At 73.0% G+C, this 13898-nt stretch carries 10 protein-coding genes; all 10 read right to left on the minus strand.

The annotated features are described in order from the left end of the window. Positions 1-125: 125 nt before the first annotated feature. Positions 126-2960 (minus strand): helix-turn-helix transcriptional regulator, encoded by a 2835-nt coding sequence (locus ACFVGS_RS01335; RefSeq protein ID WP_385689185.1) that lies wholly within the window; start codon positions 2958-2960, stop codon positions 126-128. Between the two features lie 134 nt (positions 2961-3094). Further along, entirely contained in the window at positions 3095-3931 is an 837-nt protein-coding gene (locus tag ACFVGS_RS01340; protein WP_384409501.1) for an alpha/beta fold hydrolase, read from the minus strand. 135 nt (positions 3932-4066) lie between these two features. After that, a complete protein-coding gene (locus ACFVGS_RS01345) occupies positions 4067-6823 on the minus strand; it encodes an ATP-binding protein (protein WP_385689188.1) in 2757 nt (918 codons plus the stop codon). Continuing rightward, positions 6820-7707 carry a carbohydrate ABC transporter permease gene (locus ACFVGS_RS01350; protein ID WP_384409505.1) on the minus strand — a complete coding sequence of 296 codons (888 nt, stop codon included), beginning with the start codon at positions 7705-7707 and terminating at the stop codon, positions 6820-6822. The genes ACFVGS_RS01345 and ACFVGS_RS01350 overlap by 4 nt, the downstream gene beginning before the upstream one ends. Beyond that, positions 7704-8669 carry a carbohydrate ABC transporter permease gene (locus ACFVGS_RS01355; protein ID WP_385689191.1) on the minus strand — a complete coding sequence of 322 codons (966 nt, stop codon included), beginning with the start codon at positions 8667-8669 and terminating at the stop codon, positions 7704-7706. Before ACFVGS_RS01355 ends, ACFVGS_RS01350 begins: the two co-directional genes overlap by 4 nt. Beyond that, positions 8669-10000, minus strand: coding sequence for an ABC transporter substrate-binding protein (locus ACFVGS_RS01360; RefSeq protein ID WP_385689194.1), 1332 nt, complete (start codon positions 9998-10000; stop codon positions 8669-8671). The genes ACFVGS_RS01355 and ACFVGS_RS01360 overlap by 1 nt, the downstream gene beginning before the upstream one ends. Before the next feature lie 104 nt (positions 10001-10104). Beyond that, positions 10105-10830 (minus strand): alpha/beta fold hydrolase, encoded by a 726-nt coding sequence (locus ACFVGS_RS01365; RefSeq protein WP_384409511.1) that lies wholly within the window; start codon positions 10828-10830, stop codon positions 10105-10107. A gap of 46 nt (positions 10831-10876) precedes the next feature. Next, positions 10877-11227, minus strand: coding sequence for a GNAT family N-acetyltransferase (locus tag ACFVGS_RS01370; RefSeq protein ID WP_385689198.1), 351 nt, complete (start codon positions 11225-11227; stop codon positions 10877-10879). A gap of 45 nt (positions 11228-11272) precedes the next feature. Further along, a complete protein-coding gene (locus tag ACFVGS_RS01375; protein WP_384409515.1) occupies positions 11273-11974 on the minus strand; it encodes a GPR1/FUN34/YaaH family transporter in 702 nt (233 codons plus the stop codon). A gap of 27 nt (positions 11975-12001) precedes the next feature. Next, positions 12002-13897 carry an amidohydrolase gene (locus ACFVGS_RS01380; RefSeq protein ID WP_385689514.1) on the minus strand — a complete coding sequence of 632 codons (1896 nt, stop codon included), beginning with the start codon at positions 13895-13897 and terminating at the stop codon, positions 12002-12004. Position 13898 lies beyond the last annotated feature (1 nt).

Genomic DNA, 13898 nt, shown 5'->3' on the forward strand with positions numbered 1-13898 from the left:
TCTCGATCAGCTGTCCCCGCGGGACTTCTCCCTTCCGCGGTTCTTGATCAGTCTGAGGAAACGACGACGCCGGCACATCGCATGAATCGTGCATTGCCCTGACACGCGCGTGGGATACGAAGCGACTACTCTCCGCTGTCACGGTGCTTCACCAGCCGGGTCAGCTCCGCGCGCGAGGTGACGTCCAGCTTGGTGAACGCCCGCCGCAGGTGCGAACTCACCGTGTGCGGCGAGAGGGAGAGCCGCTCGGCCACCTGTCCGTTGGTCAGCCCCCGGGCCACGAGCCGTACGACCCGTATCTCCGCCGGCGTCAACTCGGGCCATGTGTCGTCGAGTCGGGCCGACGAGGGCCGGCGGCGGACACCTGCGGCCCGAAGGCGCCGGCGCACCCGAACGGCGTCCCGTTCGGCGCCCGCCCTGGCGTAGAGCGCGAGGGCCTTCTCGAAGTACGGCACGGCTTCGGGCCTGCGGGTGGCCGCCAGCTTGCGTCCCGCGTCCTCCAGCGCCGACGCCCGGGCCAGCACCCTGGGGCAGTCCTCGTACAGCCGGACGGCGCGTACGAGGGGGGCGAGGTCGTTGTCGAGGAGTCCGCGGGCATGCGCGGCGGTGGCGGCGAGGAACGGGAGGCCGGGATTGAGCACGGCTCGCTTCTCGGCCATGGCGACCGTCTGCGCGGCCCGTTCGTGCCTGCCCGCGCGCAGCGCCATGCGGACGAGCACCGGGGCGTCGGCCGGGTCGATCAGTCCGGCGTAGGCGGGCCGGTCCGCGGCGGGCGACGTCATCACCGCGTCGAGTTCGGCCATGGCGCGGTCGGGCCGGCCCTCGTGGTCGGCCATCAGTGCCAGCATCCAGGTGCCGAAGTGCCGGACGACGAGCGCGTCGTCGCCGCGCATGCGCCTCGCCTCCGCGGCGTACGCCTCCGCGGTCCGCCGGTCGCCGGTGTGGAGGGCGACGCGCAGCATCACGTACCGGAGCGTGACGTCGGCGAGGTTGCCCGGGCCGGGTTCGTCGACGGCCGGGGACGCGGCTTCCGCGTCGGCCCGGGCCTCCGACAGCCGTCCGGTCTCCAGCAGGATGCGGGTCCGGGTCATGAGCCACATGCGGGTGGCGGCCGTCCGGCCCTGCTCCCTGGTGATCCGGATGCCCTCCTCCGCGGCGGCGAGCGCCTCCGCGGTGCGTCCGGTGGTGTTCGACAGGAGGGCGTGCCACAAGGCCTCCGGCACCCACAGCGAGGTGCTGACGCCCAGGGCGTCGGCCAGCGCGGCGGACCGCTCGGCCTGCCGGAACGCCTCGGCCAGGTCCATGCGGTGGAAGCTCACGGCCGAGCGGACCGTCGTCAGCGTGGCCTCGGCGGTGCGGTCCCCCGCTGCCGCCGCGGTCTCCCACGCCTGCGCGGCGACCTGCTCGGCCGCCGCGTGTTCGCCCGACATCGACAGGCCGACGGCGAGCATGGCGAGCAGTCGTCCCCTCACGGTCGCGGAGATCCCGGGCAGTGCCGCCCCGGCACGGGCCTGCCGGACCGCCTCGGAGAAGTCGGACTGTACGGCGAGGCGTGCCAGGGCGAGGCGTATGAGCGCCTCGTCCTCGGGGCCGAGACCGCCGGCCGCCAGTGCGGTGGCGCCCAGTTCACGGGCCTGGGCAATCCGGCCGGTCTGCCAGAGCAGCGGTATCGTCTCGGCCAGCACCCGAGGCCGCTCCGGAGCGTCCGCCGCGATGAGTTCCAGGGCCCTGAGACTGCGTTCCGCGGCGGTGGCGGGGGCGGTGCCGGCGAGTTCCGCCGCTTCGGTGCGCAGCCGGTCGGCCTCCGCCGCGTCTCCCGGCGCCGCTCTCCCGGCCTCCGTCGCGGCTGCCGGCGCTCTCCCCGGCGGCAGCCCGGCGGCATGGCGGTGCAGGGCCTGGCGCAGGGGCAGGGGGAGGCCGGCTTCCACCGCCTCACGGATCAGGTCGTGGCGGAAGGCGAGGTGATCGCCGCTCTCGACGAGCAGATCGGCGTCGAGGGATTCCCGTACGGCTGTGATGAGCGCCGCCGAGGGCCTGCCGAGCAGGTCGGCGAGCAGCGGGACGGTGACCGTGCCGCCCACGGCGGCCGCCGTCTGCACCAGCTCCCGCGCCTCGTCGGACAGCTGGTCCAGGCGGCGTGCGACGGAGGGGAGTTGCCGTGGGGCGGGGAATCCGGCCGGCAGCCCGGCCATGCCGTTCTCGATCGTCACCGCCTCCTCGCGCAGCGAGCCGAGCAGCTCGACGAGCAGCTGGGGCACCCCTTCGGCGCGGCGGGCGAGGCGGAGGACGTCCGGGTCGGGAGGGGCGCCGAGGACGTCCTCGGTGATCCGGGCGATCGCACGGTCCTCCAGCGCTTCGAGGACCAGCTCGCGTGCGCCCGCCTGACGGATCCTGTCCAGGGTGGTGCGCACCCCGGACGGCACGCTGCCGGCGCGCACGGCGACCAGCCACAGGATCGGGTGCGACGAGAGTCCCGCCGCGAGGGTGTGGAAGGTGAGCAGGGTCAGGTCGTCGCACCACTGGAGGTCGTCGAGGACGACGAGCAGGGATCCGTTACGGGCCGCTTCCCGCAGGCGGTCACCCAGCTCCTGAAGCAGCCAGAACCGCTGGCCGGGTGTGGCGGCGAGGTCCCGGAGACGTTGGGCGCCCGACAGCGGTTCCTCGCCGGAGAGTACGCCTTCGAGGAGCGGGCCGAGCGGTACGAACTGTTCGTCGGGGTCCGCCGCGCCCTCGAACACCCGCAGCCCGCGCCGCCGCGCGGACGCCGCGGCCTCGGCGAGGATCCTGGACCTGCCGATGCCGGCGGGGCCCTCGACGCGGACGATCCCGCCTTCGCCCCGGCCGAGCGCGTCGAGCCGTTCCTCGATGAACGCCATGGCGGCGTCCCTGCCCCGGAGGGCTGTCCGTACGCCGTCGGGCTCCTCGGGCGCGGTCCTTGTCGTCACTCGGTTCACGCTCATACGGCGGAACAGTATGAACCACGGGAACCGCCCCGGCCCCGCCCGGCGCCGGTACGGGCGTCGATCGCGGCGCTCGGTCGCGGGGCGGGTGACGCCGGGACCCCGGCGTCACCCGGCCGGTCAGCGGTGCGGTGTCACTTCGCGAGGAAGGCGAGGAGGGCGGTGTTGACCTCCTCGGCGTGGGTCCACAGCAGACCGTGCGGGGCGCCCTCGATCTCGACGTAGTCGGCCGAAGGGAGCGCCTTGTGGAAGGGGCGCGCGGTGCCCTCGGCCGGCAGGATGCGGTCGGCGGTGCCGTGCAGGATCAGCGCCGGCACGTCGACGGCGGGGATGTCGGCGCGGAAGTCGGTGTACCAGGTGGCCGGCGCGGCCGACGCGGCGAAGGAGCCGCCGCGGGCGGCGGTGTTCCAGCTGTTGCGGACGGCTTCCTCGCTGATGCGGGTGCCCAGGTTCTCGTCGAGGTTGTAGAAGTCGTCGAAGAAGGCCGTGTAGTAGGCGTAGCGGTCGGCCTTGACGGCGGCGACGACGCCGTCGAAGAACTCCTTCGGGGCGACGCCGTCGGGGTTGTCGTCGCTCTTGAGCAGGCAGGGCTCGAGCGAGGCCAGGAAGGCGACCTTGGCGACGCGCTCGGAGCCGTACGTGGAGACGTAGCGGGCGACCTCGCCGGTGCCCATGGAGAAGCCGACGAGGACGGCGTCCCTCAGGTCGAGCGTCTCCATCACGGTGTTCAGGTCGGCGGCGAAGGTGTCGTAGTCGTAGCCGGTGGTCGGCTGGGAGGACTGCCCGAAGCCGCGGCGGTCGTACGTGATCACTCGGTAGCCGGCGTCGAGCAGGGCGGCGCTCTGGCGCTCCCAGGAGTGGCCGTCGAGCGGGAAGCCGTGGATGAGGACGACGGGCTGTCCGGCTCCCTGGTCCTCGAAGTACAGCTCGACGGGATTGGTGTTCTCCTGGCCCACGGTGATGTACGGCATGGGTGTGCTTCCTCGATTCGGGGTGGCTGGTCCGCGCGTCGGAGCGGCGCGGATGCCCGTCACGCTAGGACCGGCCGCGCCCCTCCTGTTGCCGTACCGCGCACCACTCCTTGCACGGGGGCGCAGGGTTCGCGCTCAGTCGTCGGTCGCCGCTCCGGCATCGTCCTCCGCGAGGACGATCCGGGCCAGGTGCACCCGGGATCGCACCGAGAGCTTGCGGAAGATCGACGCCAGGTGGGTGTTGACCGTGTGCGGGGAGACGACGAGGGCCTCCGCGGCCGACCGGTTGGTGTGCCCCGCGGCGATCAGCCGGGCCACCTTGCGTTCGGAGGCCGTGAGCGCGTCCCAGCCCTGGTCGGTGCGCGGCCGGAGACGTCCGGTGCGCCGGCCGGGACGGCGTGTAGCCCGTTCCAGATCGGCGCGGACCCGGTCGGCCTCTGCGTCGGCCCCCGCCTGGGCGTAGATGTCGAGCGCCCTGGTCATGGCGGGTGTCGCGGCGGCGTCGCCCGAGGTCAGGAGCGCGCGCCCCAGGTCGGCGGACGCGGCGGCGAGGGGCAGCGGCCGGGGGCCGTCGAGGAGGATGTCCACCGCCCGCTCCAGGAGGCCTTGGTCGGCGTTCACCAGGGCGGACGCGTGGGCGGCCGTCCCCTGGGCGGTCGGCACGGCGGGGTTGCGGGTGGCGTGTGCGGCGGCCTGGGCCGCGAGGTCCTCGGCGAGCTGCCGGTCCCCGCCGCGCAGGGCGATCCCCACGGCCTGGACGACATGGGGGCGCAGGAGCCGCCACCGGAGGAAGGGGTGGTCCCGCTGCACCGACCGGACGAGTCCGGCCGCTGCCGCGTGGTCGCCGTCGGCGTCGGCGACGACGGCCTCGAAGTACCGGTGCGCGGCGCGGTTTCCCTTGTTCGGCCGGCCGGCCACGGTGGCCCGCACGACGTCCAGGTGTTCCCGCGCGGCGTCACGGTCGCCGCGCAGCATCGCGAGGAGGCCGCGGTTGACGCGGACGTTGACCAGGTTGTTGGGTACCCGGAGGTCCGCTTCGAGACGTTCGGCGGTGACGAAGTCGGCGTCCGCGTCGTCGAGCCGCCCGAGCGCCATGTTGAGGGTTCCCTGGGCCCAGATGAGCATGGCGGGGCGCAGGGGAACGTCGCCCGCCGTCCGGAGCAGTCGCCGTACGGCGTCGAAGTCGTCCAGGTGGATCAGGGCGACGGCCTCCTCGGGCCGGAAGGCCGAGTCGAACACGCTCAGCGCCGTGTGGTGTGCGACGGCGGCGGCGCAGTCGCCCGCGTTGAGGGCGATCTCGCCGAGACCCCACAGGGCGAGGACGCGGGCCTCCCGGTCGCCTGCTCGCTCCGCCTCGGCGAGCGCCCGTTCGCCGGTCTCCCGAGCGGCCGCGAGATCGCTGCCGCGGGACCCGGCCAGGGCATGGCGGGCGGTCAGCCGGGCGCGGATCGCCGGGTCGGTGACGGCCGCCAGCGCCGTCGTCGTGCGGCGGGTCAGCTCGTGGACGTCGTCGAGGTGCCAGAGCGTGTCGCCGAGCACGGACTGCAGACGGGCGAAGACGTCCAGGGGCGGCTGCCGGGCGAGCAGCACGTCGCCGGTGTCGCGTGCCTGCGTGTACCGGCCCGCGCGGGTCAGCGCGACGATGGCGCGCTCCCCCACGTCGTACGCCATCGGCGCACGGGTCGGTACGAGTTCCAGGGCTCGTACGGCCAGATCGGCGGCGAGGTCGGGCATCACGGCGATCACGTCCTCGGTGGCCCTGCCGAGGAGGGCGATGGCCTCCATGTCGCCGGGTTCGGCGCTCTTCAGCAGATGCGGGACCGCGTCGCCGGAGCTCCGGCCCGCCGCGACGAGCCGGCTCGCGGCCTCCCGGTGCAGTGCCCGGCGTACGGAGGGGGCGAGGTCGGCGTACACCGCCTGGCGGAGCAGGTCGTGGCGGAACAGGAGGCGTTCGCCGTCGTCGTGGAGGAGGGCGGCCGCGATCGCCTCGTCCACTTCGGCGCCGAGTCCGGAGGCGGGCCGGCCGCACAGGGCCGCGGCGTCGGCGAGCGAGAACGCGCGGCCGAGGACCGAGCCGATCCGCAGGAAGTGCAGGGTGTCCGGCCGGAGACCGGCCAGTCGGCCGCGTACGCCGAGGACCAGCCGCTCGGGCGGCTCCGGCCCGTCCGCGCCCGTCGCCGCGATGCCAGAGAGCATCTCGGCCGCGAGGAAGGGGTTGCCGCCCGCGCCGTCGAGGAGCTCCCCGACCCGCGCCGGCACGTCCCCGCCGAGGACGTCGCGGGCCAGCTCGGCCAGGGCCGTCCCGGACAGCGGCCGCAGAGGGAGGGTCGTCGTCAACGGCCCCTGCCCGTACAGCTCGGGGTCCTCCCTGCTGGTGAGCAGCCAGAGGACCGGGGAGCTGAGCAGCCGCGCCGGCATGACGCTCAGGGCGAAACGGCTCAGCGGGTCGGCCCAGTGGACGTCGTCGACCGCGATCAGTACGGGCGTGCCCGCCGAGCGTTCCTCGATCAGCTGGGCGAGCCGTTCGACGAGCCAGATGCGCTGGTCGTGGTGGCCGGCCAGGTCCGCGAGGTCCGTGCCGGAGAGCAGCGGCGGGTCACCGTGCAGGAGGCCCGAGGCCAGTGAGGCCAGCGGCGCCAGTTCGTGCAGTTCCTCGGCACGTCCGTGGCTGACGAGGAATCCCTGGGCCCGTGCGAGCGAGACGGCCTCCTGGAGGAGCGCGGTCTTGCCGATCCCGGGCTCGCCCAGGAGCAGCGCGACCGCGCCTCCCGCACCGTCGCGCACCGCCTCGGCCAGCGCGCGCAGCTGCTCCAGTTCGGCTTCGCGGCCCCGCAGTCCGGGCCGGCTCGTCCCGGTCGCCACGCCTTGCCCGTCGGGCCGGTCGGGGCTCATCCCTTGACCGATCCGGCGAGCAGTCCCCGTGCGAAGTGCCGCCGGAGGGAGAGGAAGACGAGCAGCGGGACGAGCGCGGCCACGAAGGCTCCCGCGGTGAGCCGCTGCCACTCGTTGCCGTAGGTCCCGGCCAGGTTGGCCAGTCGCACCGTCATCGGCGCGGTCTCGGCCGTTCCGCCCGACAGGGTCAGTGCCACGAGCAGGTCGTTCCAGACCCAGACGAACTGGATGACGGCGAAGCTGACGAGGGCCGGGCGGGCCAGCGGCAGCACGATCCGCAGCAGCAGCGTCCCGTGCGAGGCGCCGTCGACGCGGGCGGCCTCGATCAGGTCCCGGGGCAGCGCCGCCAGGTAGTTGTGGAGGAGGAACACCGCGAACGGCAGCGCGAAGACCGTGTGGGCGAACCAGACCTGGCCAAACCGCGCCGGACCGGTGAGGTGCCACGCGGGCAGGAACAGCCAGCCCTGGGAGAAGAGCTTCAGGAGGGGGACGAGCGCCATCTGCAGCGGCACGGCCTGGAGCGCGAAGACGCCGACGACGAGGGCGTCGCGCCCCCTGAAGTCGATCCAGGCCAGCGCGTACGCCGCGAGGAAGGCCAGGACGAGCGGGAACAGCACCGAGGGAACGGTGATGACGACGGAGTTGACGAAGTGCTCCGCGAGCCGCCCCGCCCCGTTCCCGCCGCCGGAGAGCACCTCGCCGTAGTTGTCGAGCGTGAGGCGCGGCGTACCGAACAGGGTCCACCAGCCCGTCGTCTTGATGTCCTGCTCGGGGCGGAACGAGGAGAGCAGGAGACCGAGGGTCGGTGTCGTCCAGAGGACCGCGATCACCACGGCGAGCCCCGTGAAGGCGCGGGAGGCCAGACGCTCCCGGAGGCCGTTCACCCCGTCCTCCGCCGCGCCCGGACCTGATGGGCCACGAAGGGGGTGACGAGGAGGAAGAGGAGCACGGCGAGCGCCGCGCCGCGGCCCGTCTCGCCGTAGCGGAAGGCCTGGTCGTACATGGCGTGCGCGAGGACGCCCGTGTCGAACTGTCCGCCGGTCATGGTCCTGACGATGTCGAAGGCCTTGAAGGTGCCGATCGCCTGGGCGAGGAGCACGACGAGCAGCGTGGGTCTGATCGACGGCATGGTGATCCGCCGGAAGACCTGCCCGGGGGACGCACCGTCGAGCCGGGCGGCCTCGGTCAGTTCCGGGGGTACGGCTCTGATCGCACCGGTCAGCAGGACGGCCGCGAAGCCCGCCTGTGTCCACACCATCGCCACGATGAGGAACAGGACGTTCCAGGGAGAGTCCACGAGCCATTGCCGCGGCTCGCCGCCGACCGCGACGATCAGCCGGTTCAGCAGTCCGATCTGCCCAACCTCGGCGGGACGGTAGGCGTAGACGAACTTCCAGACGACGCCCGCGCCGACGAAGGAGATCGCCATCGGCGTCAGGACCAGGGACAGCGCGAGCGTTCCGAACCGCGAGCGTGCGACGGCCGCCGCGTAGAGCAGACCGACCGCGGTCGACGTCAGCGGCACGAGCACCACCCACGCCAGGGTGTTCCGCAGCGCCACAAGGGCCTGGTGGTCGGTGAACATCCACACGTAGTTGTCAAGGCCGACCCACGCGTCTCCCCCGCTGTCGGTGAACGACAGCGCCAGAGTGCGCAGAGCGGGCAGCAGGAGACCGATCGTGAGCAGCAGCAGCGCGGGGGCGAGCAGGAGGAGGGCCGCGGCCCTCTTCCGTACCGGCCCCCGGTGCAGTGCGAGCAGGATCAGGGAGACCACCGCCGCGAAGGCGGCGACGCCCTGGAGCAGGTACAGCAGCTTGGGCTGCTGGGCGACGACGTCGAACGGCATCACTTTCTCGGCCAGGACCGTTCGATGGAGCCGGCGACCTGCCGGGTGCTCGCGCCGCCGATCCAGTCGACGGCTCCCTTCCAGAACGTCCCGGCGCCGACCGACGCCGGCATCAGGTCGGAACCGTCGAACCTGAACTGCGTCCTGGGGTCCTGGAGCAGTCGGATCGAGAGCCTGTCGACCGCGGTCGCGGCGTTCGCCGGATCCACGCCCCTGTTCGCCGAGACGAACGGGCCCTTCCTCATCCGCGCGTTCGCGAAGTCCGCGGAGGCCAGGTACTCCTGGAACGCCCGCACCTCGGGGCGGTCGGCGAACGCCGCGGTGAACACGCCGCCGCCCAGTACGGGGCGGCTCGCCGGGTCGGCGCCCGGCAGGAGGAAGGCGTGGACGTCCTTGTCCGGTCCGATCTCGGTGCCCTTCGGCCACATGTCGGCGTAGAACGAAGCCTGACGGTGCATCGCGCAGTCGCCGGAGAGGACCGGTGTGCCGGCCTCCTGGAAGGAGATCGACGCCATCGAACGGGCCGGGCCGAAACCGCCGTTGGCGTACCGGTCGTTCTTGAGGATGGACCCCACGGTGTCCATGGCCTTGATGACACGGGGGTCGTCGAACGGGATCTCGTGGGCGACCCACTGGTCGTAGACGCGCATGCCCTGCTGGCGAAGGAGGACGTCCTCGATCCAGTCCGTCACGGGCCAGCCGGTCGCCTCGGCGGACTCGACGCCGGCGCACCACGGCTTGACGCCGGAGGCCGCGACCTTCTCGGTCACGGCCATCAGCTCGGTCCAGGTGCGGGGGACGCTCAGTCCGCGGTCGCGGAAGAACTTCGGGGAGTACCAGACGAACGACTTCACGTTCGCGACCAGAGGAGTGCCGTAGAGGGTGCCGTCCACGGTCGCGTAGCTGTTCCAGTCCGCCGACCAGCCCTGCTTCGCGAGAGCAGCGACGCCGGCGCTCACGGGCTTGAGCCTCCCTGCCCGGGCGAAGCGTTCCATGAGGCCGGGCTGGGGGAAGAACGCCACGTCGGGCGCGTTCCCGCCGTCGACCCTTACCTGGATCTGCGCCTCGAACTCCCCGTCCCCCTCGTACTGGACGTCGATTCCCGTGCAGTCGGCGAAGTCCGCCCAGGTCTCTTCGAACAGGTCGGCTTCCCGGTCCCGGTTCTCCGCGTAGACGGTGACCGCGGTGCCGGGGTGCTTGCCGTAGCGGGCGTACGGCGCGCAGTCCGCGGTGGTGTGCGACCGCGAACCGCCGTCCTGCGGGGTGCCGCAGGCGGTGGCGGTGACGGCGAGGGTGATGACGGCGAGCGCGAGCCTCGCGCCGGACCTCATGGGTGTGCTTCCTCCGATCGCCCGCCGCACGTTCTCGACGGGCGTTTCGGAAAGCTACCGGGTTCGAACGACATAGACCAATCGTTCGAAGTTCAAGCTCCAGGTCAGTGCCCCGTGGACCGGGCCGCGTCCAGGATCAGCTCGGCCACGGCCTTGGGCTGGGCGAGCATGACCAGGTGGGAGGAGTCGACCTCGACGGTGGTCATGCCGGCCCGCTCGTACCCGTACCGCTCCACGTCGGGGTTGATCGTGCGGTCGGAGGAGGCGACCAGGCCCCACGAGGGCTTGCTCCTCCACGCGGCGACCGGAGCCGCCTCCGAGAAGGCGCGCGCGGCCAGGGGGCGCTGGGAGACGGCGAGCACCGCGGCGAGGCCGGGCTCGACGTCCGCCGCGAACAGAGCGGGGAACCGGTCGACCGCCACCGAGACGTCGGTGCCGGTGTCGGTGGAGCCGGGCACCGGGAACGGGGTGTAGACGAGCGCGTCGGCGAGACCGGAGTCGGGGAAGCGGCCCTGCAGCTCGCCCAGGCTCTCGCCCTCCTGCAGCGCGTATCCCGCGAGGTACACCAGGGCGCGGACGTTGTCCTCCGTGCCGGCGAGGGTGATGACGGCGCCGCCGTAGGAGTGCCCCACCAGGATCACGGGGCCTTCGACGGCACGGACCACCGAGGCGATGTAGGCGGCGTCGTCGACGAGGCTGCGGTTGGGCACCGCGGGAGCCACCACGTCCAGGCCGGCGGCGGTCAGTTCGGGGATGACACGGGCGAAGCTGGAGGCGTCGGCGAAGGCGCCGTGGACCAGGACGACGGTGGGGCGGGCGTGTCGGGGCATGGGGAACTCCTCAGTGAGCGACTGGGGAAGGTGGTTGGGGGTTGGTTCACAGGCCGAGGCGGGCGCGGCGCGCCTCGGGCACCAGGTCGGCGTACTCGGGGTGCTTGCCGATCCAGCCGCGGATGAACGGGCAGTACGGCAGGACGCGCAGCCCGCGGGCCCGGGCGTCGTCGAGGGCGCCTCGGGCGAGCAGCCCGCCGAGGCCCCGGCCGCCGAAGCGGGGATCGATCTCGGTGTGGATGAAGGCGATCTCGCCCTCGGAGAGGTGGTACTCGGCGAAGCCGGCGGTTTCGGTGCCGTCGTCGTGGGCATCGGCACCGACCCCGGCGTGAGCGTGGGCGAGGATCTCGTACCGGGACTTCTCGGGCCGGTCGATGACCTGGGCCTGGGTTTCCATGGGCGCTCCTGTCGGGTCGCGGTGTTACGGGGCCGGTGGCCCGGGTCAGAGGGTGCGGCGCACGCCCGCCTGGCGTTCCAGGTTGCGGAGCTGGACGGCGAGGTCGCCTTCCACGGCGAGGTGGGCGGGGCCGCTGCGGCCGATGGGCAGGACCTGCTCGCTGCGCATGTCCTCCAGCATCAGGGCGAACGCCGTGTACATCGCCACCACCGCGACCACGAGCCCGAGCACGCCGGACGTGCGCGTCAGCCAGTCGGCGCCGGTGACGCCCGCGAGACCGGTGACCGCCCAGCGGGGCAGCGAGACGGCGAGGACGAGCCACAGCGCCCGCTTGGGCCCGGTCACGGCGGTCATCAGCGCGCCGAAGCAGAGAAGGGCCAGGTTGAAGACGCCGAGCACCTTCAGGCCGTCGGCGGCGCCCGTGAGCATGATGAGCGCGTACGGCAGCCAGCTGCCGGCGAACACCGCCATCAGCGTGGCCGCGATCACGTCACGGGCGCCGAAGGCCAGGTAACTGACAAGGAGTTGGAGGACGAAGGCCGGGAGCACGGTGAAGGCGACCGCGGCGCGGGCCTCCTCGCCGAGGATCCCGAGCTGGAGGCAGCCCGTCATCACGGACGCGATGGCGATCGTGAAGAAGCCGAGCGGCATGGGCGAGGCGATGGGGCGCAGGTTGATCCGCGTCATCGACCGGAGGTCGGGCTCGAAGCGGCGTTCCGGGAGGTGGTCCGGCGAGGCGTCGGTCATCGGATGTCTCTCTTTCGGTGCGCGCTTTCAGTGCGCGAAGCAGGGGTCGACGAACGACGGCGGTGTGTCCGGACCTGAGCCGCGCGCGACGCGCCACCGCCGGTGCTGCTCGGACTCGGCGACGGCCTCGGCCACGAGCGAGGCCTGACGGGCGCCTTCCCGGCCTGGCTGGTAGCCGCCGAAGTGGGCCACCGGGCTCCATTCGGGACTCACCGGCGGGACGGCCTCGTCGAGGCCCTCGTACTCGGCGGTCGCGTAGACGATCCGGCCGCCGACGACGGTGAGGACGGACTCGATGCCGGGGATGACGTCCTCGGGAACGGTGAGGAAATCGTCGGAGAGGACCGCGAGGTCGCCGTAAGAGCCCTCCCGCAGGGTTCCCTTGACCTCCTGCTCGCCGGTGAGCCGCGCTCCGCCCCGCGTGTAGAGGCCGAGGGCGGTCTCCCTGTCGACCAGGTTCTCGGCCGGGTAGAGCGCGGTGCCGCCGACCGTGCGCCCGGTGACCAGCCAGTGGAGGGCGACCCACGGGTTGTACGAGGAGACGCGGGTGGCGTCCGTTCCGGCGGCGACGGTCAGGCCGCGGTCGAGCATGGCCCGGACCGGCGGGGTGTGGGCGGCGGCGTCGGCGCCGTAGCGGTCGAGGAAGGCGGTGCCCTGGAAGGACATCCGGTTCTGGACGGAGACGGCGCCGCCGAGGGCGGCGATCCGGTCGAGGCTGCCGGCCGAGACCGTCTCCGCGTGGTCGAAGAGCCAGCGGTTGCCGCCGGGAAAGAGCCCTTCCGCGGCGAGCTTCTCGAAGACGGCCAGGTCGCGCCGGATCGTCTCGTCGTAGGTCGCGTGGAGCCTGAACCCCCAGCCGTTCTCCAGCAGCAGCCGTACGGCGCTCTCGAACTCGGTCTCGTAGCCCGCGGCGAGCTCGGGCCGTGGCTCGGAGAAGTTCTCGAAGTCGGCGGCGGCCCAGGTCAGGTTCTCGCCCGCGCCGTTCAGCCGGAGCCACTCGTCCCCGTCCCCCGGCTTGACCGTCTCGGTCCAGCGCTTGAGGTCGGCGAGCTCCTGCCCGGCCGTCTGCGGGAAGAGGTGGTAGGCGATCCGGAGGGTCAGCTCCCCCGACCTGGCGAGGTCGACGACCGTGGCGTAGTGGTCGGGGAAGTTCTGGAAACCACCGGCGGCGTCGACGGCGGACGTCAGCCCGAAGCGGTTCAGCTCGCGCAGGAAGTGGCGCGTCGACGTCCGCTTGTCGGCCTCGTCGAGCGCCGGCGCCTTCGCCAGGGTCGAGTAGAGGATGAGCGCGCCCGGCGCCGCGAGCAGCACGCCGTTGGGTTCGCCGTCGCGGCCCCGGACGATCTGCCCGCCACGGGGATCGGGCGTGTCACGGGTGAATCCGGCGGCCTTCACCGCGGCCCGGTTCATCAGGGCCGACTGGTACAGGTGCAGGACGAAGACGGGCGTGTCGGGGGCGGCCGCGTTCAGCTCGGCGACGGTCGGCATCCGGCGCTCGGCGAACTGTTCGGCGGTCCAGCCGCCGACGACCCGGATCCACTGCCCCTTGGGCGTGCGGCCCGCCTGCTCCCTCAGCATCGCCAGGGCCCGGCGGAGGCTCCGTACGCCGTCCCAGCGCAGCTCCAGGACGTAGTTGAGGCCGCCCCGGATGACATGGAGGTGCGAGTCGTTCAGGCCGGGGATCACCCGGCGGCCGAGAGCGTCGACGACCTTGGTGCCGGGCCCGACGAGGTGGGCGAGGTCGTGGTCGTCGCCGAGGGCCGCGACCCGGCCGCCGCGGATCGCGACGGCGCGGGCCTCGGGGCGGTCGGGGTCACCCGTGAACACCTTGGCGTTGCGGACGAGGAGGTCGGCGTGCCCGGGTTCCCGGCGCGGCGCGGGGACGAGGCCGGCCACCGGCATGCTCGTCGAAGGCCCGGTCATG

Origin of the sequence: Streptomyces sp. NPDC127114 (assembly GCF_042677525.1) — a bacterium.
Classification (GTDB): domain Bacteria; phylum Actinomycetota; class Actinomycetes; order Streptomycetales; family Streptomycetaceae; genus Streptomyces.